Annotated in this window: 22 protein-coding genes; 14 read left to right on the forward strand and 8 right to left on the reverse strand. The window is 61.5% G+C overall.

The genetic code is table 11. The features are described 5' to 3' along the window. The first annotated feature begins 37 nt into the window (after positions 1–37). The 8 genes from V8J81_RS05605 (at position 38) to V8J81_RS05640 (ending at position 9,338) form a co-directional block, all read left to right on the forward strand. Positions 38–931 carry a LysR family transcriptional regulator gene (locus V8J81_RS05605; RefSeq protein ID WP_368474765.1) on the forward strand — a complete coding sequence of 298 codons (894 nt, stop codon included), beginning with the start codon at positions 38–40 and terminating at the stop codon, positions 929–931. A gap of 128 nt (positions 932–1,059) precedes the next feature. Beyond that, on the forward strand, positions 1,060–1,527 hold the full coding sequence (locus V8J81_RS05610) for a formate dehydrogenase subunit gamma (protein WP_368474766.1): 468 nt from the start codon (positions 1,060–1,062) through the stop codon (positions 1,525–1,527). Continuing rightward, positions 1,524–3,020, forward strand: a complete 1,497-nt coding sequence (locus tag V8J81_RS05615; protein ID WP_368474767.1) for a formate dehydrogenase beta subunit — start codon at positions 1,524–1,526, stop codon at positions 3,018–3,020. The genes V8J81_RS05610 and V8J81_RS05615 overlap by 4 nt, the downstream gene beginning before the upstream one ends. Then, positions 3,017–5,911 carry a formate dehydrogenase subunit alpha gene (gene fdhF / locus V8J81_RS05620; protein ID WP_368474768.1) on the forward strand — a complete coding sequence of 965 codons (2,895 nt, stop codon included), beginning with the start codon at positions 3,017–3,019 and terminating at the stop codon, positions 5,909–5,911. The genes V8J81_RS05615 and fdhF overlap by 4 nt, the downstream gene beginning before the upstream one ends. A 3-nt stretch (positions 5,912–5,914) precedes the next feature. Then, a complete protein-coding gene (locus V8J81_RS05625) occupies positions 5,915–6,361 on the forward strand; it encodes a hypothetical protein (RefSeq protein WP_368474769.1) in 447 nt (148 codons plus the stop codon). After that, entirely contained in the window at positions 6,358–7,167 is an 810-nt protein-coding gene (gene fdhD, locus V8J81_RS05630) for a formate dehydrogenase accessory sulfurtransferase FdhD (RefSeq protein WP_368474770.1), read from the forward strand. Before V8J81_RS05625 ends, fdhD begins: the two co-directional genes overlap by 4 nt. Then, positions 7,157–7,360 carry a formate dehydrogenase subunit delta gene (locus V8J81_RS05635; protein ID WP_368474771.1) on the forward strand — a complete coding sequence of 68 codons (204 nt, stop codon included), beginning with the start codon at positions 7,157–7,159 and terminating at the stop codon, positions 7,358–7,360. The genes fdhD and V8J81_RS05635 overlap by 11 nt, the downstream gene beginning before the upstream one ends. Before the next feature lie 208 nt (positions 7,361–7,568). Beyond that, entirely contained in the window at positions 7,569–9,338 is a 1,770-nt protein-coding gene (locus V8J81_RS05640; protein ID WP_368474772.1) for an IlvD/Edd family dehydratase, read from the forward strand. A gap of 42 nt (positions 9,339–9,380) precedes the next feature. Here V8J81_RS05640 and V8J81_RS05645 read toward each other — a convergent pair whose 3' ends face one another. Beyond that, positions 9,381–10,007 (reverse strand): DUF1638 domain-containing protein, encoded by a 627-nt coding sequence (locus tag V8J81_RS05645; RefSeq protein ID WP_368474773.1) that lies wholly within the window; start codon positions 10,005–10,007, stop codon positions 9,381–9,383. A gap of 133 nt (positions 10,008–10,140) precedes the next feature. On the opposite strand from V8J81_RS05645, the gene V8J81_RS05650 reads away from it, so the two are divergent. Then, positions 10,141–10,647, forward strand: a complete 507-nt coding sequence (locus tag V8J81_RS05650) for a hypothetical protein (protein WP_368474774.1) — start codon at positions 10,141–10,143, stop codon at positions 10,645–10,647. 55 nt (positions 10,648–10,702) lie between these two features. On the opposite strand, the gene V8J81_RS05655 is transcribed toward V8J81_RS05650, so the two are convergent. The 4 genes from V8J81_RS05655 to V8J81_RS05670 form a co-directional block, all read right to left on the reverse strand. Next, positions 10,703–10,876: a hypothetical protein gene (locus V8J81_RS05655; RefSeq protein WP_368474775.1), complete on the reverse strand. Its 174-nt coding sequence runs from the start codon at positions 10,874–10,876 to the stop codon at positions 10,703–10,705. A 70-nt stretch (positions 10,877–10,946) separates the two neighbouring features. Continuing rightward, complete coding sequence (locus V8J81_RS05660; protein WP_368474776.1) at positions 10,947–11,807, reverse strand: EamA family transporter; 861 nt, start codon at positions 11,805–11,807, stop codon at positions 10,947–10,949. Beyond that, positions 11,807–12,283 (reverse strand): GNAT family N-acetyltransferase, encoded by a 477-nt coding sequence (locus V8J81_RS05665; protein WP_368474777.1) that lies wholly within the window; start codon positions 12,281–12,283, stop codon positions 11,807–11,809. The genes V8J81_RS05660 and V8J81_RS05665 overlap by 1 nt, the downstream gene beginning before the upstream one ends. A 17-nt stretch (positions 12,284–12,300) precedes the next feature. Next, complete coding sequence (locus tag V8J81_RS05670; RefSeq protein WP_368474778.1) at positions 12,301–13,008, reverse strand: corrinoid protein; 708 nt, start codon at positions 13,006–13,008, stop codon at positions 12,301–12,303. A gap of 154 nt (positions 13,009–13,162) precedes the next feature. Between V8J81_RS05670 and V8J81_RS05675 the strand changes: the two genes are divergently transcribed. Continuing rightward, complete coding sequence (locus tag V8J81_RS05675; RefSeq protein WP_368474779.1) at positions 13,163–14,236, forward strand: PA0069 family radical SAM protein; 1,074 nt, start codon at positions 13,163–13,165, stop codon at positions 14,234–14,236. A gap of 4 nt (positions 14,237–14,240) precedes the next feature. On the opposite strand, the gene V8J81_RS05680 is transcribed toward V8J81_RS05675, so the two are convergent. From V8J81_RS05680 to V8J81_RS05690, 3 genes are all read right to left on the reverse strand, one after another. Beyond that, positions 14,241–14,480 (reverse strand): methionine synthase, encoded by a 240-nt coding sequence (locus tag V8J81_RS05680; RefSeq protein WP_368474780.1) that lies wholly within the window; start codon positions 14,478–14,480, stop codon positions 14,241–14,243. Positions 14,481–14,496: 16 nt separating this feature from the next. Then, a complete protein-coding gene (gene bmt, locus V8J81_RS05685) occupies positions 14,497–15,516 on the reverse strand; it encodes a betaine--homocysteine S-methyltransferase (RefSeq protein ID WP_368474781.1) in 1,020 nt (339 codons plus the stop codon). Between the two features lie 163 nt (positions 15,517–15,679). Next, entirely contained in the window at positions 15,680–15,994 is a 315-nt protein-coding gene (locus tag V8J81_RS05690; RefSeq protein WP_368474782.1) for a DUF1476 domain-containing protein, read from the reverse strand. A gap of 171 nt (positions 15,995–16,165) precedes the next feature. On the opposite strand from V8J81_RS05690, the gene purC reads away from it, so the two are divergent. The 4 genes from purC to V8J81_RS05710 all read left to right on the forward strand — a co-directional run bounded on the left by purC (position 16,166) and on the right by V8J81_RS05710 (position 19,706). After that, positions 16,166–16,927: a phosphoribosylaminoimidazolesuccinocarboxamide synthase gene (gene purC, locus V8J81_RS05695; RefSeq protein ID WP_368474783.1), complete on the forward strand. Its 762-nt coding sequence runs from the start codon at positions 16,166–16,168 to the stop codon at positions 16,925–16,927. A gap of 61 nt (positions 16,928–16,988) precedes the next feature. After that, a complete protein-coding gene (gene purS, locus V8J81_RS05700) occupies positions 16,989–17,222 on the forward strand; it encodes a phosphoribosylformylglycinamidine synthase subunit PurS (RefSeq protein WP_368474784.1) in 234 nt (77 codons plus the stop codon). After that, positions 17,219–17,887, forward strand: coding sequence for a phosphoribosylformylglycinamidine synthase subunit PurQ (gene purQ, locus V8J81_RS05705; RefSeq protein ID WP_368474785.1), 669 nt, complete (start codon positions 17,219–17,221; stop codon positions 17,885–17,887). Before purS ends, purQ begins: the two co-directional genes overlap by 4 nt. A gap of 46 nt (positions 17,888–17,933) precedes the next feature. Further along, positions 17,934–19,706, forward strand: coding sequence for a sensor histidine kinase (locus tag V8J81_RS05710; RefSeq protein WP_368474786.1), 1,773 nt, complete (start codon positions 17,934–17,936; stop codon positions 19,704–19,706). The last annotated feature ends 72 nt before the right edge of the window (positions 19,707–19,778 follow it).

The raw sequence follows: 19,778 nt of genomic DNA on the forward strand, positions 1-19,778 counted from the left end.
GATTGAAAGGCGTGCGCTTGATTGGCAAAAGCGCGTCATGATCAACAAACTCGAAATGTTCATCGCCGTCGCGCGGGAGGGTCACTTTGGCCGCGCCGCCGAAAGCCTCGGCCTGACCCAGCCCACGCTGTCCACCGGGATCAAACAGCTTGAGGAAAGCCTCGGTGTGCAACTGATCTTTCGCGGTTCCCGCTTTGGGGGGCTGACACCCGAAGGCCAGCGCGCGCTTGTCTGGGCGCGGCAGCTGGTCAGCGATGCCCGCACCTTCCGGCAAGAAATGCGCACCGCCCGCCATGGGCTCAGCGGCATCGTCCGACTGGCCGTGATCCCGACCGCGTTGACCTGGGCCGCGCACTTGTCGGCCCAATTTGCCGAAGCCCACCCCAATGTGCGTTTCACGATCCTTAGCCGCACCTCGGCTGAGATCCTCAAGATGCTGGAAAACCTCGAAATTGATGCGGGCCTGTCCTACCTTGATAACGAACCGCTCGGGCGCGTCACGACGGAGCCGCTGTACCGGGAAAGCTATACGCTCGTGACCCACCGCGAAAGCGATCTGGCCTTGCAGGACAAGGTCGAATGGGCCGATCTGGCCGGAGAACGGATCTGCCTGCTGACGCCAGATATGCAGAACCGCCGCATCATCAACGAAGCCTTCATGGAGGCCGGGATCACGCCCGAGGCGCAGGTCGAAAGCAACTCCACCGTCGTGCTAGCCGCCCATGTGGAGGCCGGTGGCTGGATCACGGTTCTGCCCCATGACATGGCGCAATTCCTGTGTGCCGGGAAACCTGATCTGGTCATCCGTCCCATTGATGGCGGCGGAATGGACCACGCCGTAGGCCTCGTTGCACCCTATCGGGAGCCGCACACACCGGTCATCGACGCCCTGATCAAAGCCACGCGCGCATTGGGTCGAAACCAATCCTGAAGATGTCGGATTTAGAGTAACCGGTGTCGCATTGTATACATTGGTATTTTCAATCGACTGACGGTTTAGCGATATTGAATTCCGAATGATGGTCTTGCATCTTTAAGGGGAACGTTCCGGAGCAAGCCATGTCGACCACAGCCGCCCCGCATGAAAGCGCCGATATCAGCGCGATCATCCAGAAAAACATCGGCCTTGAAGGGCCTTTGCTGCCGATCCTGCATGATGTGCAGGCGGCGTTCGGCCATGTGCCGGATACGGCCCGCGCGCCCATCGCGGATGCGCTGAACATCACCGAGGCTGAACTGCATGGCGTGATCTCTTTCTACCACGACTTCCGCCGTCAACCGGCGGGCAAGACAGTGCTCAAGATCTGCCGGGCCGAAGCCTGCCAGGCGGTTGGGGCCAATGATCTGTCTGACAAGGTGTTGAAGCTTCTGGGTCTGGATTGGCACGGCACCTCTGCCGATGGGCGTATCACGGTGGAGCCGGTCTATTGCCTTGGCCTTTGCGCTTGCGGCCCGGCGGCGATGATCGACAACAAAGTGATTGGCCGCGTAACGGCTGAGGCGCTGGTGGCGGAGGTCTCTCAATGAAGGTCTGGGTTCCCCGCGACGCCGCCGCAAAGGCGCTCGGCGCAGATGCCGTGGCCACCGCGTTCGAGGCCGCTGGTGCCGAGGTTGTCCGCAACGGCTCTCGCGGCATGATCTGGCTGGAGCCGCTGGTTGAGGTGGAGCGCGACGGCGTGCGTGTGGGCTATGGCGCCGCGACACCCGCGGATGTGCCCGCCATCCTCGATGGCTCTGCCGATAGCCTTGGCCCGGTCGAGGAGATCCCGTTCTACGCTAAGCAAAACCGCCTGACATTCCAACGCTGCGGCGTGATCGACCCGCTTTCGCTGGCGGAATACGAAGCCCATGGCGGCCTTGCGGGTCTGCGCCGCGCGATTGAGAAGTCGGATGCCGATATCGTGGCCGAAGTCACCGAGAGCGGTCTGCGGGGCCGGGGTGGCGCGGGCTTCCCCACCGGCATCAAGTGGGAGACGGTCCGCAAAGCCGATGGCCCACAGAAATACATCGTCTGCAACGCCGACGAAGGCGACAGCGGCACCTTCGCCGACCGTATGATCATGGAAGGCGACCCGTTCTGCCTGATCGAAGGCATGACGATTGCAGGCCTCGGCGTGGGGGCCACGAAGGGCTACATCTACCTCCGCTCGGAATATCCCGACGCGATTGAGGTGATGAATACGGCCATTGAAATTGCGCGAGAAAACAACATTCTGGGTCGCGTTCTTAATTCATCACATGAATTCGATATCGAGGTCCGCGTTGGCGCAGGCGCCTATGTCTGCGGCGAAGAAACCAGCCTGCTGAACTCGCTCGAAGGCAAACGCGGCGTCGTGCGCGCCAAGCCACCGCTCCCTGCGCTCGAAGGCTTCCTGGGTCGTCCCACCGTGGTCAACAACGTGATCTCTCTGGCAACCGTCCCGGTGATTTTTGAGAAGGGCGCGGCCCACTACGCCAGCTTCGGCCTCGGCCGTTCCAAGGGCACGATGCCGATCCAGATCGCGGGCAACGTCAAGCAAGGCGGCCTGTTTGAAACCGCCTTCGGCATGCCACTGGGCGAGTTGGTCAACGACATCGCCGGCGGCACGGCGTCCGGCACACCTGTCAAGGCGGTGCAGGTCGGCGGCCCACTCGGCGCCTATTTCGCGCCTGAGAAATTCGACACGCCCTTCGCCTATGAGCCCTTTGACGGCGCTGGTGGCCTGATCGGCCACGCGGGCGTTGTGATCTTCGACGAAACCGCAGACATGCTCGGCATGGCCCGCTTCGCCATGGAATTCTGCGCCGTGGAAAGCTGTGGCAAATGCACGCCCTGCCGCATCGGCGCCGTGCGCGGGGTCGAGACCATCGACCGGATCGGGCAGGGCGATGCCTCTGCCATCCCGTTGCTGGTGGATCTCTGCGAGACGATGAAAGACGGCTCGCTCTGCGCATTGGGCGGCTTCACGCCGTACCCCGTCATGTCCGCCCTTGAACAATTCCCCGAAGAATTCGCCGTCGCTCAGGAGGCCGCAGAATGAAAGATTTTATCATCCCCTGGGACGATCGCGATATGGGCACACCCGCCGTTGAGGGCGCGCCCGTCACGCTGACGGTTGACGGGTTTGAGGTGACTGTGCCGGAAGGCACCTCCGTTATGCGCGCGGCGGCTGAGATCGGCATGTCGATCCCCAAGCTCTGCGCGTCGGACAACCTCGAAGCGTTCGGTTCTTGCCGGTTGTGCGTGGTCGAGATCGAGGGCCGTCGCGGCACGCCTGCCTCCTGCACCACACCTGTGGCTGAGGGCATGGTGGTGCGCACACAATCCAGCAAGGTGAAGAAGATCCGCAAGGGCGTGATGGAGCTTTATATCTCCGACCACCCGCTGGATTGCCTGACCTGTGCGGCGAATGGCGATTGCGAATTGCAGGACATGGCAGGCGCCGTCGGCCTGCGCGATGTGCGCTATGAGGCGCCTGAAAACGCCCCTCTCGCCAACCATTTCGAAGCGCGTCAAGGCGTTCAGGACAACCCCGAATGGATGCCGAAGGACGACAGCAACCCCTATTTCACCTACGACCCGTCCAAATGCATCGTCTGCAACCGCTGCGTCCGCGCCTGCGAGGAAGTGCAGGGAACCTTCGCGCTGACCATCGAAGGCCGTGGCTTCGACAGCCGCGTCTCCGCCGGTGGCCCGGACAATGATTTCCTGACCTCCGATTGCGTCTCCTGCGGGGCCTGCGTGCAGGCCTGCCCAACCGCGACGCTCGAGGAAAAATCGGTCATCGAGCTTGGCACGCCCGAACGCTCCGTCGTCACCACCTGCGCCTATTGCGGCGTCGGCTGCTCATTCAAGGCCGAACTGAACGGCGACGAACTCGTCCGCATGACGCCTTACAAACATGGCGAGGCCAACCGGGGCCATTCCTGCGTCAAAGGCCGTTTCGCCTGGGGCTACGCCAACCACCAGGATCGTATTCTCAGCCCGATGATCCGCGACAGCATCGACCAGCCATGGAAGGAAGTCAGCTGGGAAGAGGCCATGGACTTCACCGCCAAGCGCCTGAAATCGCTTCAGGAAAAGCATGGCCGCAAATCCATCGGCGTGATCACGTCCTCGCGCTGCACGAATGAGGAAACCTACCTCGTCCAGAAGCTCGCCCGCGGCGTCTTCATGAACAACAACACCGACACCTGCGCCCGCGTCTGCCATTCGCCCACCGGCTACGGCCTGGGCCAGACCTTCGGCACCTCCGCCGGGACGCAGAACTTCGACAGCGTGCAGCACACGGACGTCGCCGTCATCATCGGGGCGAACCCGACGGACGGCCACCCGGTCTTTGCCTCACGTCTGAAAAAGCGCCTGCGCCAAGGCGCGAAGCTCATCGTGATCGACCCGCGCCGCACCGATATCGTGCGCTCGGCCCATATCGAGGCGTCGCACCACCTGCCGCTTCGCCCGGGCACCAACGTGGCCGTCGTCACGGCGCTGGCCCATGTCATCGTCACCGAGAAGATCTATGACGAGGCCTTCATCCGCGAGCGCTGCGATTGGGATGAATTCCAGGATTACGCGGCCTTCGTCTCCGACCCGCGCCACAGCCCCGAGATGACCGAAGTGCTGACCGGCGTGCCCGCCAAAGAGCTGCGCGAGGCCGCCCGCCTTTACGCCACCGGCGGCAACGGCGCGATCTACTACGGCCTCGGCGTCACCGAGCATTCCCAAGGCTCAACAACTGTCATGGGCATCGCGAACCTTGCCATGATGACCGGCAATATCGGGCGCGAAGGCGTTGGCGTGAACCCGCTGCGCGGCCAGAACAACGTGCAGGGCTCCTGCGACATGGGATCATTCCCGCACGAACTGCCCGGCTACCGCCATGTGAAGGGCGACGAAGTCCGCGCGATCTTCGAGAGCAAGTGGAACGTCAAGATCGACCCCGAACCGGGTCTGCGCATCCCCAACATGCTGGATGCCGCCGTCGCGGGGGACTTCAAGGGCCTCTACTGCCAGGGCGAAGACATCCTGCAATCGGACCCTGACACGCACCACGTCCAGGCGGGCCTTGCCGCGATGGAATGCGTGATCGTCCATGACCTGTTCCTGAACGAGACGGCGAATTACGCCCATGTCTTCCTGCCGGGCTCCACCTTCCTCGAAAAGGACGGGACCTTCACCAATGCCGAACGCCGCATCAACCGCGTGCGCGAGGTGATGAAGCCGAAACAGGGCTACGCCGATTGGGAAGTCACCCAGCTTCTGGCGCAGGCCATGGGCGCGGATTGGAACTATAACCATCCGTCTGAAATCATGGACGAAATCGCCGAAACCACGCCCGGCTTCGCCAACGTCAACTACGACATGCTGGAAGAGCGTGGCAGCGTCCAATGGCCCTGCAACGACAATGCGCCCGATGGCTCACCCATCATGCATATCGACGGCTTCGTGCGCGGCAAGGGGCGGTTCATCAACACCGAATATGTCGCTACCGATGAACGCACCGGCCCGCGTTTCCCGCTGCTGCTAACCACGGGCCGCATCCTGTCGCAGTACAATGTCGGCGCGCAGACCCGGCGGACGGAAAACTCCGTCTGGCATTCCGAGGATGTGTTGGAAATCCACCCCCACGACGCCGAAGTGCGCGGCGTCAAAGAAGGCGATTGGGTCAAGCTGGCTTCGCGTGCGGGGGAAACGAGCTTACGTGCCACACTCACCGACCGGGTTGTGCCTGGGGTTGTCTACACGACCTTCCACCACCCGGACACGCAGGCCAATGTCATCACCACCGATTACTCCGACTGGGCCACGAACTGCCCGGAATACAAGGTGACGGCGGTGCAAGTCGGCCTGTCGAACGGCCCGACCGAATGGCAGCGCGAGTATAACGCACAGGCCGAGCGCTCGCGCCGCATCCAGACGGCGGCGGAGTAACGTATGCTACGGCTGGTGCAATATGCAGTCACGGCGATGCTTGCCGCGCCCGGTGTTGCATCGGCAGATAGTATAACCTGCCCCGAATTTTGGCAGCCGGTTGTGAACGAATTCGCCGCGCTGCTGGCGACGCCGGATTATGACGGGATCGCTGGCGGTGTTCGGTCGGAACGCGGCGTTCTGGGCGACTGCTTTGACCTTGGGGCCGTGATGCCTATTTACGCAGCCCATCTTGAAGCTGTACCCGAGTTGATGCGCGGTGAACCCGAGCTCTGCGGCACCGTTTCTATGGCAGGGGCGGATGGCTTTCTCATACTTCTGACGTTGCCTGAAGAGGAAGCCAGATTGGCTGGCGAGAGGTGTCAAAGACTTTTGGGGCAGCTGCCACTTGCGATTTCGCTGCACCGCCGGGGTCTTGAGCGAGTAGGATATGAGGGCGGTGAGGGATGACACCCACCCACTCCATATCCGCCGAGGCCCTCGGCTCTTCCGACGCCCGCGACGTCGCGCGCTCGCTGCCCGAGGAAACGCCCGTTGCCGTGACCGTCAACGGCACGACGCAGGCCGTGATGATGTGTTCGCCCGCCGACCTTGAGGATTTCGCCACCGGTTTCGCCTTCACCGAAGGCTTTGCCACGCCCGACCAGATCGAGAGCGTGGAGATCATCGAAAGCGATCAGGGGATTGAGGCACGCCTCTGGGTGCCCGACGCCATCGCCGAGGCGCTCGGCGACCGCCGCCGCGCCATGATGGGCCCGGTCGGCTGCGGCCTCTGCGGCATCGACTCGCTGGAACAAGCATTGCGCGATTTGCCGGTGTTGGGGCAGGGCGGCTCCATCGGTCTGGCCGAGGCCGCAAAAGCGCCCGAGATGTTGCGCGCCCACCAGCCGCTCCACGACCTGACCCATGCCGTCCATGCCTCAGGCTTCCTGACACCCGGCCAAGGCGTGACCCTCGCGCGTGAGGATGTCGGCCGTCACAACGCGCTCGACAAGCTGATCGGCGCGGCCTTGCGCGACGACACCGACCTCAGCCAAGGCGCCATCGTCCTGACCTCCCGCATTTCCGTCGAGATGGTCCAGAAAACCGTCCTCGCCGGATGTCCGATCCTCATCGCCGTTTCCGCCCCAACGGCCCATGCCGTGCGACTGGCCGAGGCCGCGAACCTCACCATCGCCGCCTTCGCTCGCGAAGACCGGCTCGAGACCTTTACCCATTCAAACCGCATCGACTGGAGCCAAACCCATGCCGCATGAAAAACTCACCCGCATGGCCAACCAGATCGCCACCTTCTTCGCGACCCAACCCGGTGCCGATCAGGCCGAGCGTGTCGCTGCCCATCTGAAGGATTTCTGGGGGCCGGAAATGCGCGCCGAATTGAAAGCCCACGCAGCCGAGGATGACAGCGATCTGGCACCGCTTGTCAAAGACGCGATCCCACTGATCTGAGCGCGGCCACCGCGGCACGCATTCCTCTATAAGATCTGTCCAAAACTCTTCCCGAACGGGAGGGGTTTTGCACCCCGGCCCTCCCAAAGTCCTCCCGAACGGGAACATCTCCTCCCGAACGGGAGGGCTTTCGGCGGCTTGAGGCGGCGGCCTCGCGCGGGTAAGGTTTCAATATACGAATTTCGGTCTCACTATACGGAACCAAATCATGTCCGACACCCGCGCCAACCGCCGTTACCGGTCCCAGGAATGGTTTGACAATCCCAACAACCCGGGCATGACCGCGCTTTATCTTGAGCGTTACCAGAACCAGGCATTCACCCAGGGCGAATTGCAGGCCGAAAAGCCGATCATCGGCATCGCGCAGACCGGCTCGGACCTTGTGCCGTGCAATAAAATCCATGTTTTTCTGATGGATAGGATCAAGGCAGGTATCCGAGACGCGGGCGGCATTCCCTTGGAGTTCCCTGTGCATCCGATCCAGGAAACCGGCAAGCGCCCCACCGCGGCCCTCGATCGAAACCTGCAATATCTGTCTTTGGTTGAGGTCCTGCACGGCTACCCAATCGACGGCGTGGTGCTGACAACGGGCTGCGACAAGACCACCCCCGCCATGCTGATGGGCGCGGCCACTGTCGACCTCCCCGCCATCGCTTTGAACGGCGGTCCAATGCTCGACGGCTGGTACAAAGGCAAGCGCGCAGGTTCTGGAACTAGCATCTGGGAAGGCCGCAGACTGCTGGCCAAGGGCGAGATAGATTACAATGAATTCATGGAGTTAGCCTGCGCCAGCTCACCCTCGCTTGGCCATTGCAACACCATGGGCACGGCCTCAACTATGAACGCCTTGGCCGAAGCCTTGGGCATGACGCTGCCGGGCGCAGCGGCCATTCCGGCCCCCTTCCGCGAGCGGATGGAGATGGCCTACCTCACCGGTCGCCGGGCGGTGGAAATGGTCGAGGAAGATCTCAAGCCCTCCGACATTCTCACCCGCCAAGCCTTTGAAAACGCGATCAAAGTCAACACAGCCATTGGCGGCTCCACCAATGCGCCACCGCATTTGCAGGCCTTGGCGCGCCATGCGGGTGTCGAGCTTCACGTCACCGATTGGGAAAAAATCGGCCACGCTTTGCCACTGTTGGTGAACATGCAGCCCGCCGGCGAATACCTCGGCGAAAGCTTTTTCCGTGCTGGCGGTGTGCCGGCTGTGATGGGCGAATTGATGGCCGAAGGGCTTCTGGACACCACCGTCATGACCGCATCCGGCAAGCCGCTCAAAGATGCGCTCGGTGCAATTCGCTCTCAAGATCAGGATGTTATCCGTCCCGTCGCCAACCCGATGCGCGAAGAGGCGGGCTTCGCTGTCCTCTCTGGCAACCTCTTCGACAGCGCCCTTATGAAGACCTCCGTGATCTCCGAGGATTTCCGCACGCGCTTCCTGAAGGACAACCAGTTCGAAGGCCGCGCCATCGTGTTTGAAGGCCCCGAAGACTACCACGACCGCGTCAATGACCCCGACCTCGCCATTGACGATCGCTCGATCCTCTTCATCCGCGGCGTGGGCTGCGTGGGGTATCCCGGTTCAGCCGAGGTAGTGAACATGCAACCCCCTGATATGCTTATCAAAGAAGGGATCAAGCATCTGCCCACCGTGGGCGACGGGCGCCAATCCGGCACATCGGAATCGCCGTCGATCCTCAACGCTTCACCGGAATCCGTTGTTGGCGGCGGCTTGGCCTATCTGCAGACCGGCGACACGGTCCGCCTTGACCTGAACGAAGGCACGCTGAACGCGATGGTTCCCGAAGAGGAATGGGCGACCCGCAAAGCGGCCTGGACCCCGCCGGAGATCACACACCAGACGCCCTGGCAAGAACTCTACCGCAAACATGTGGGCCAGCTTGCAGATGGCGGCTGCCTTGAACTGGCGACAGCATATCAACGGATCGCGAAGGACCTACCGCGCGACAACCACTAAGGTCTCCGCGCCCCGGCGATTTGCAAAGCAAGGCGCAACACCTCAAAGGCGGGACAGGGCGACCTTAAGATCGCCGTAGCCTGTGAAGCGACGTTCAAACGCCAATCCCAGCGCTTCGGCATGTCCGCGGGCCTTTTCGGTCAAGACCGGGTCGTCCACCTGCGCCTGATAGACGAGCTTTTCATAGTTTCCGAAATACATCTCACGCAATTCCGGGAAGCGGTCCAAACCGAGCGGCTTCGTCACAAACGCATCGAACTGCTTCACCAGAAAGTCGGTCAGGTAGAAGGCGGTCATTTCATCACGGGCCTCAAACGCCGCATTTCCTTCGAAAAAGCTGTAACAATGCGGGCCCTCCAGCATCTCGACGCCCAATTCGGCGCATTTGGCTTGTAACAATCCGCCCGTGCCGCAATCGGCGTAGAGGACATAGACCTGCGCATATGCACCGGAGCGTGCGCGGACTGCAGACTCGACGGCGTCGGGGATCTGGTCGGGCGTGTTATGCAACTTGGCCGGTAAACAGTGCAGATCAAGATGATCCCACCCATTTAACCGTTTCAAAGCAAGGACTTCGTGGGCAAGTGCGCCACAAGCAAGCAGCAGGATTTGACCCTTTATTGGTGCATCCATGCCGAATTCGACCAGCTTTTTATCATCCACGTGCATTGAAACACCTTCTCACGGGCCCGTGCGCTCACAGAGCCGTCAATTGAGCGGAGCCTGTGATGCAGCGATGTTCAAGCCAGAAATCACTCACGGCGACACCGCCACCGACATCATACCAAAAGGGACCGACACAATGGCAACCGCAACTACAAACCCGACATCCGCCGCGCTGCCGCGCATCACCCTCGACACGCTCGTTCTGATCGCTCTGGCCGGAGCGGCAGGGACGATGGCCTTTGATCTCTGGGGCAAAACGATTGCGCCGCTTCTCGGCCTTGGCGGCCTGTCCCCAGTTGGTCTGGCGCGGGGCTTCCTCGGTGCGCTCGGTCTGCCGAATGGGGCGCCGTACGGCAACCTTATGCACCTGTTTCTGGTAGGTGTGATTGCTTACCCGGTCGGCTGGCTCTTCATTGCTCGTCCGCTTTTCAACAAAGCTGTGCCGGGGCTGCATTGGACCATTGCTTCGGCACTTTATGGTGCAGCGCTTTGGGTCTTCGCCATCGGCTTCATCGCATGGTTTGCAGGCAACCCGGCCTTCCTAGGTTTTGCACGGATCACTTGGGTCGCGCTGGCGGGTCATGTCCTTTACGGCGTCGTGGCTGCGGCCACAGTTGTCTATCTGGAAAAGCGCACGGCCTGAGATTTGTCGCGTAACGAGTTGTGGCGGGTCGCTTGGAAGCGGCCCGCCTTTTTTGTCAGAGCTTGCGGACGAAGCTCCACGAGACAAGGCTCAGCATGGCCCCCACGCCAAGCGGTGCGGCCATCGCCCAAAAGCCGTTGCCCCAAGCCAGCGCCAGCCAAAGCAGCAGGCCGGAGCCTGCGAGAGCCACGAAGAAAAGTCCGAAGAGAATGCGGAATTGGATGCTCATATCTGGTCGTCCTCAAGTTGTTGTCGAGGCGCGAGATGGAGTGATTTGAGGGGCCGCCAAGCGCGGCGGATTAACGCGGGCGTTGCAAGCGCGGGGCAAGGATGGCCACGGCTATTCCGATCAGGATGACAAGGCCGAAAATCGCCTCTGGCAGGGTGATGCGTTCGCCCAAAATGATGGCCGCCGTGACGATGCCCACAACCGGGATCCCAAGGGCAAAGGGCGTGACCTGAGCTGCGGGATGGCGAGAAAGAAGGGCCCCCCAGATCGAGTAGCCGATAATGGTTGATGCGATGGCGACGTAAAGGACAGCGCCCCAGCCCGCGGGGTTGAGAGCGGTTAGTGTGGCGAATGGAGTTGCGCCTTCGATCAGGGCGGAGAGGCCGAGCATGGGCAAAGGCGGGATGAGGCTGGCCCAGATGAACAGGGCCAGCATGTTAACACCGGGCAAGCGTCGCAGGATCAGGTTGCCACAGGCCCAGGACAGGGCACCACACATGACCAGCGTGAGGCCCCAAAGCGTGATGTTTCCCCCGCCGTTGAGCGCGAAACCGGCAACGCCCGCACAGGCCAATGCAATGCCTGCCGCCTGAAGCCATGTGATCCGCTCTCCATAAACCAGGGCGGCTAGAAGGATCGTCAGCGGGGCCTGGCTCTGGAGAAGGAGCGAGGCGAGGCCCGCCGACGCATCGGCCCGCATGGCCGAGAACAGGAAGGCGAATTGGCCCATGTTCAAAAGCGCGCCCACGCCGATGATGGCGAGCCACGGGGCAGGGCGTTTGAAGAAGAAGAGCAATGGGACAAGGATTGCAAACCGCAGCCCCACGAAGAGGAGGGGCGGGAGTTCTTCCAGCGCCAGCTTCATCGCCGTGAAGTTCGTGCCCCAGACGAAAATCACGATTATCGCCAGCAGGATGTCGCGCGGGGGCATCATGGGGAGGCAAGGCCCGCCGAAAACATGGCCAGCCGCTGCCCGGTCCGTTCCCAGCCGAGGCTCGTGTAGAACCCTTCGGCCATGTCGGTCGGGTCGGCGACAACCCAGATTTCGGTACAGGCGAGGGTGAGCGCGTGCTCAGAGAGGCGCTGGATAAGGTCCGTTGCAATACCGCGTCTGCGGAACGGCTCGGCCACGCCAAGCTCGTTGATCCACATCTGCGGCGGTTTGTCGGGGTGGTGGTAGTGCATGCCGGTGATCATGCCGACCACCTGACCATCAAAAACCGCGACGGCCATGTGAAGGCGTGGATCCGCCAAATAGCTGTGCAGAAGGTCGGGTTGCGGAGGGGCGTCAAAAACGTCCTCGTGCAAATTTTCAAACAGGGGCGCATCGTTTGGCCCGGTCAGGATAATCTGCATGTCCGCCCCAATGAAAAAGCCCGCGCCGGGACATTCCCGCGCGGACTTCATGTTAGGCTTGGTCTGGCTCAGGCGCCAGCGGCCAGCTGGTTGTGCTTGCGGGCTACGAACTGCTTCGCGGTTTCAACGGCGACTGCGGCGTCCCGGCAATAGGCGTCTGCGCCGATGGCTTTACCGAATTCCTCGTTCAGGGGCGCACCGCCTACCAGGACGATGTAATCGTCGCGGATGCCCTGCTCGACCATCGTATCGATCACGACCTTCATGTAGGGCATGGTCGTGGTCAAAAGTGCGGACATGCCGAGGATGTCTGGGCCTTCAGCCTCAAGCGCCTCCAGATAGGCTTCGACCGCGTTGTTGATGCCGAGGTCCACAACCTCAAAGCCTGCGCCTTCCATCATCATCGACACAAGGTTCTTGCCGATGTCGTGAATGTCGCCTTTGACGGTGCCGATCACCATCTTGCCCACACGGGGCGCTCCCGTTTCGGCCAGCAGGGGCTTCAGGATGGCCATGCCGCCTTTCATGGCGTTGGCGGCCATCAAAACCTCTGGCACGAACAGGATTCCGTCGCGGAAATCATTACCAACGATGGTCATGCCGCCCACCAGCGCTTCGGTGAGAACGCGGTAGGGTTCCCAGCCGCGCTCCAGCAGGATGTTCACGCCTTCTTCGATCTCCTCCTTGAGGCCATCGTAGAGGTCGTCGAACATCTGGGCGACGAGGTCTTCGTCGTTGAGTTCGGACAGGACGATATCGTCTTCTTCGTCAGACATGGGGCTTCTCCATGACAGGTCCGGGACGCACGCGGACCGGGGGCTTTTGAGAATTGGTAATCTTTTCCGGGCGCTGGACATGGCGAATTGCGACATGGGGCGTCTGCGCCGCGACCTGCCTTGCGAATGTTCTATTTTTGTTCCATGTTTGGGCATGGCATTCCCGAACCCATCCAGACCTGCCGGGCGCGCGGCGCTGAGCAATGATGTCGGCCGGTTTGAGCGGCACGTACGGGAGGAGGTGGATGACGGGTGGGATATTGTAGAAGAAGCCAGCCCCCTGCGGACCGAAGTGACGGAGGAGGTGCCGCGGTCGGTGATCACCAAGAACACCTCGCCCGACATTTCGTTCGACCGCTCCATCAACCCGTATCGCGGGTGTGAACATGGCTGCATCTACTGCTTTGCGCGCCCAACCCACGCCTATCTGGGCCTGTCGCCAGGATTGGATTTCGAGACGCAGCTGATCGCGCGGCCCGAAGCCCCGCGTGTGCTGGAGGCCGAGTTGCGGCGCAAAAACTATCGGTGCGATGTGATCGCCATCGGCACGAACACCGATGCCTACCAGCCGATTGAGAAAGAGCGCCGCGTGATGCGGGGGATTCTTGAGGTTTTGCAACGGTTTCGCCACCCGGTCGGGATCGCCACCAAAGGCACCTTGGTTGAGCGGGACGCCGACATTTTGGGCGAGATGGGGCAGGCGGGGCTGGCGCGTGTCGGAATGTCCGTCACGACATTGCAACCCGATCTGGCCCGCAAGATGGAGCCGCGCGTGCCGTCGCCCGCGCGTAGGTTGCAGGCGATTGGGCGGCTCAGCAAGGCAGGTATTCCGGTGAGCGTGATGGTCTCGCCTATCATTCCGGGGCTGACCGATCATGAGATCGAAGGAATTGTCACCGCCGCGCGCGATGCGGGAGCGGTTGCAGCGAGCATGATCCCCCTGCGCCTGCCGCTTGAAGTCTCGCAGCTGTGGCAGGATTGGCTTGCCGAGTATTACCCTGAGCGGGTCGGTCGTGTGATGTCGAAGCTGCGCGATATGCATGGCGGAAAAGACTACGACGCCGAGTTCGGGAAGCGGATGCGGGGAGAAGGGATCTGGGCCGATCTTCTGCAACAACGTTTTTCGCGCGCTGTGCGGGCGGCTGGAATGGCTGAAAAGCTTCCGCCGCTGCGCACCGATCTGTTTGAGGTGCCGCTGGCGAACGGCGATCAATTGGCGCTGTTCTGATAGTTTATCGGTCATTCTTCTTAGACGATTTCGCAAAGAACGCGATGACGAAGAACGCGAGCGTGATGGCGCCCGGGATCAAAACCATGAATTGAAGGTCTTCGGAATTAAGCTCCCATGGTGCCGGTGTCGTGCAGTTGCCCGAAACGCTCCCAAAGGCACATGCCATGGAGGCGATGAACTGATACCATAGGAACCAAGCCACGAGAGACAGGCAGCCAAGAATGATGAAGAGTGATCGCATGAGAGGCGTGCTTAAATCATGCACGGGCGCGGCGGCGACCCCGGCGTTCCCGTACCGGCCCGGCATTGGCTTCCGTGCCATCCACGTCTGATGAAAAGCCACCAAGCGCTGCTGCTATCACCTCAAGGCTCGGGCGGTCGCCGCGTGGTGTCGTCTCCAACGCGCGGCGCATCTGGGTCAGATGTTCAGGGGTCGTGCCGCAGCATCCGCCGATGATCGTGGCGCCCGCATCCCGGGCCAGGCAGGCATAGTGTGCCATCAATTCGGGCGTGCCGTCGTAGTGGATATGACCATCGACGTATTTCGGGATGCCCGCATTGCCTTTGGCGATGATCGGACGCTCCGTCCCGCTTGCGGCAAAGCCAAGGACGGTACGCAGCAGATCGGACGCGCCGACACCACAATTTGCACCGAATGCCACAGGCTTATGGTCCAGCCGCTCAACCATCGTGGCCATCGCGGCGGAGGTCAGGCCCATCATGGTGCGGCCTGCCGTGTCAAAGCTCATCGTGCCGCAGAAAGGCATTCCGGCCAGCTTGGCAGCCTCGGCAGCGGCCTTGTATTCCTCAGGTGCGCTGATCGTCTCGACCCACAGGACATCTGCGCCGCCTGCTTTCAGGCCCTCAGCCTGTTCGTGGAACATCTCAACGGCCAATTCATGGGTGAGCGCGCCCATCGGGGCCATGATCTCTCCGGTCGGCCCAACCGAGCCTGCAACGATGACCGGGCGGCCCACTGTATCAGCAACCTCGCGGCCAATCTCGGCCCCGGCCTTGTTCAACTCAAACACGCGGTTCTGCGCGTCGTGCAGCTTGAGGCGGGCTGCCGTGCCGCCGAAAGTGTTGGTCAGGAAGAGGTCAGAGCCCGCATCAACTGCGCCCTGATAGAGTTTGGCGATGCGATCCGGATGGTCGATGTTCCAAAGCTCAGGCGCGTCGCCGGATTGCAGTCCCATGTTGAACAACGTCGTACCTGTTGCGCCATCGGCAAGCAGCCAATCGCGGGATTGCAAAAGGCGGGAAAGGGGGTCGGACATGAGAAGGCCTTGTTTTACGCGCGTGTGGGGGCGGTGTGCCTGCGGGCCGCATTATGAGCAAGGCGGAAAATCTGCATGATTTTCATGAGGCAGATTCAACAAAGGCGGGCGCCGAACCGGGCCCGCCTCGTAATGAGGTCTGTGTGTTCAGGAAAAGAAGTGCTTAGACTTCGTCCATCAACTGCGCTTTGGCCACCGGCATCAGCGCCTCGTATTTCGCGCGAACGTCCGCCTCGGGCAGCTTGCCGTCCAGATCTCCAAGGACCTTGCGCATCACGTCCTCATGGCCAGCCTCCTCGAAATCGGCTTTCACGACTTCGGCGGCGTAGGCGTTTGCATCATCGCCGGATTTGCCAAGTGCTTCGGCGACCCAAAGGCCCATCAGTTTGTTGCGGCGTGCTTCGGCCTTGAACTGCATCTCGGCGTCATGGGCGAACTTGTTTTCAAAGGCATCTGCGCGGTCGTCAAAGCCGGACATGGACTGTCTCCACTATGGGGTTGTTGCGTTTCGCCCGACCTTATCCCCCCGCGCCAGAGGGCCGCAAGCCGAACCCTGCGCGCGTGCTTGCGACACAAAGCGCGATGACCTATAGCCAGCCCATAATTGCGTGGGCGCAGATAGCTCGCGCCACCTGATGGGACAGCATCCATGGCACGCCGCAAAAAGGTCTACGAGGGTAAGGCCAAGGTCCTTTACGAAGGCCCTGAACCCGGAACTCTGGTGCAGTATTTCAAGGACGACGCGACTGCCTTCAACGCCGAGAAACGCGATGTGATTGACGGCAAGGGCGTGTTGAACAACCGCCTGAGTGAGTTTTTCATGAACGGGCTGACCGCGATCGGGGTGCCGAACCACTTCATCAAACGCATCAACATGCGTGAGCAGTTGATCCGCGCGGTTGAGATTATTCCTCTGGAAGTTGTGGTGCGGAACACTGCTGCAGGCTCAATCTGCCCACGGCTGGGGATCGAGGAAGGCACGCCGATGCCGCGCCCGATCGTCGAGTTTTACTTGAAGAACGATGATCTTGGCGATCCGATTGTCAGCGAAGAGCATATCATCGCGTTCCAGTGGGCCAGCCAGCAGGACATGGACGATATGGTTAGCCTCGCTCTGCGCGTGAATGATTTCATGAGTGGTCTGATGCTGGGTGTCGGGATCAAGCTGGTCGATTTCAAAATCGAGATCGGCCGGATCTGGGACGGCGACTTCATGCGCCTGATCGTGGCCGATGAGATCAGCCCCGATAGCTGTCGTCTTTGGGATATCGAGACGGGCCGCAAGCTCGACAAGGATGTGTTCCGCCGCGATCTGGGTGATCTGGCGGATGCCTATACGGAAGTGGCGCGGCGCCTTGGCGTGATGCCGCAAGGCCCGTCTGGCGTGTCGAAGCCGACGCTTATCAACTGAAACGCCGCGTCCGGGGCGGGCGTGGGATGTGCATATTTTTGGAACAAAGAGGGCAGGGGCGATGAAAGCTGTCGTGACCGTGATGCTGAAACAGGGCGTTCTGGACCCGCAGGGTGAGGCCGTGAAATCGGCCCTTGGCTCCATGGGGTTTGACGGTGTTGGCGGCGTGCGTCAGGGAAAGGTGATCGAACTGGACCTGGCTGATGGCACGACCGAAGCGCAGGTGACAGAGATGTGCGAAAAGCTGCTCGCGAACACCGTCATCGAAAGCTACCGGGTGGAGATGGGCGCGTGAAGGCGGCGGTTCTTCAATTCCCCGGCTCCAATTGCGACCGCGATATGGTCGAAGGCTTCCGAAAGGCGGGGTTCGCGGCCAGCCAGGTCTGGCACAAGGAAACCACGTTGCCGGACGGGATTGACGTGGTCGGCGTGCCGGGCGGTTTTTCCTACGGCGACTACCTGCGCTGTGGTGCCATTGCCGCGCAATCGCCGATCATGCGCGCCGTGGCAGACTTCGCGGCCAAGGGCGGGCACGTTCTGGGGGTCTGCAATGGCTTTCAGGTTCTGTGTGAGACGCGCCTTTTGCCGGGTGTTCTGATGCGCAATGCAGGGCTGAAATTCGTTTGCCGGGCGGAGCCGCTTGCTGTGGCCACAACCGACAGCCCGTTCACGAACGGTTATGGCGCAGATCAGACGGTTTCTGTGCCGATTGCCCACCATGACGGCAATTATCAGATCGATGATGAAGGTCTGGCCGCGTTGAAGGCCGAAGATCGCATTGCCTTCACGTATCAGGATAATCCCAACGGCTCCCGCGCGGACATCGCCGGTGTCCTGAGTGAAAATCGCCGTGTGCTTGGCATGATGCCGCATCCGGAACGTGCCGTGGAAGAAACGCAAGGCGGTACAGACGGCGCGCCGCTCTTCGCCGCGTTAGCGGGTGCGCTGGTCGCAGCATAACCCCATCGGCCTTGAGCGTTAGCGCTGTGCAGCCTACGCTCTGCCAATGAGTGTGACGGAGCGTACCCCCGGGCCTCGGGGCCTTTCTCGCTGGCGGCCGTGGTATTTGCGCGGATTGCTGGTCGTTTTTCTAGTCGCTGCCGTCAGTGTCATTTGGATCTCAAACATCTGGCTGACGGAACGCTTCACGGAAACAACCCGCAACCGAGCCGAGCTTCGATTGGCGATCTATTCCGGATCTGTCCTGTCGGAGATTCAACGCCACCAGGTCGTGCCTTTGCTGCTAAGCCGCGACCCCTCGCTGATCCGGTCGCTGGAGGCGAATGACTACACGAACACGTCGCAATACCTGATCTCCTACGTGGAGGATATCGGCGCGGCCTCGATCCTGTTGCTGGACCGCGAAGGCCGTGTTGTGGCGGCCACGGACCGCGCCCGAATTGCTGAACGCCGCGACGCAGATCCTTTTTTCGTTGAGGCGACGCGCAGCTCAGACACTGTATTTACTTCGAATGAACCGGAAACGGGCCGGTTCGATTTCACATTCTCCCGGTCCATCGAAAACGGCGATGGGTTGTTGGGCGTCATTCTGGTCGAAATCGACCTCGCCCGTCTTGTCGACCGCTGGCGCGGCACCTCGGAGGCCGTGTTCCTCGCCAACAGCACGGGCGAGATCATTTTGTCGACCGAGGCCCGTTGGCGCGGCCGGACCGAGGCAGAGGCAATGTCGCTGCGGACCCCGCCGAACGCCATTCAACGGGCGCTTGAGGCGACGGGGGATTGGGCCTTTGGCGATCCGGGCCCCAATTTCTTCGGCTCGGCCACCATCCGGCTGGAAAGCCGTATCCCGTTCCGCGGTTGGCGGATCGTGAGCTACACCGCCTATACGAGCGTGCGGGAGCGGGTGAATGGCGTCCTCGCGCTGGAGATCATGGGATTCGCACTGCTTCTGGCGGGCGGCTTCTATGTTTTGAGCCGCCGCGCCCGGATGCAAAGTGCTGTTCTGGCACGGGAATCGGCGGAACTGCGCCGCCTCAATGCAAGGCTACAGCGGGAAATTGCCGAGCGTCAGAAGGTCGAACGGACCCTTGAGGAGGCGGAACAGAGCCTTCAGCAGAGCCAGAAGCTTGCGGCCCTGGGTGAGATGTCTGCCGCGGTCTCCCACGAGCTGAACCAACCCCTTGCTGCCATGAAAACCTACCTCGCCGGCGCGCGGCTGTTGTTGCAGCGCAAACGGACGGAAGAGGCGGCCTCCAGCTTCCAGCGGATCGACGACCTGATCGAACGGATGGGCGCGATCACCAGGCAGCTGAAAAGCTATGCCAGAAAGGGCGGAGACGCCCTTGAGCCCGTGGATATGCGTGAGGCGCTGAAGGGCGCGCTGACCATGATGGAGCCGCAATTGCGGACCGATACAGTGGAGATCACCCAAAGCCTTCCGCGTAAGCCAGCGATGGTCATGGCGGACCGGCTGCGGCTGGAGCAGGTCATCATCAACCTCCTGCGCAATGCATTGGATGCGATGAAGGGGACTGAGCGACGGGAGTTGGACCTCATGATCGTGGAGGGAGACGAGGTCATGCTGTCGGTGCGTGACAGCGGAGACGGTATTGACGATCTGGAGGCTTTGTTCGAGCCATTCTACACAACGAAGAAACCCGGAGAGGGGGTTGGCCTCGGCCTCGCCATCTCATCTGGAATTGTAAAGGACCTCGGCGGACGTCTTTCTGCGCGCAACTCAGATCGCGCGGGCGCCGTGTTCGAGGTCAGGCTTCCGGCTTTGGCCGAGGGGCAGGGTGGTCAGACGGCTGCCGAGTGATTGAGAGATGCCTGCGCCCCGGCACGCAAGGGGGCGCAGATTACCATTCCCCATTTTCGCATGGCGAGCGGG

This window comes from Gymnodinialimonas sp. 202GB13-11 (assembly GCF_040932485.1).
Taxonomy (GTDB): Bacteria; Pseudomonadota; Alphaproteobacteria; order Rhodobacterales; family Rhodobacteraceae; genus Gymnodinialimonas; species Gymnodinialimonas hymeniacidonis.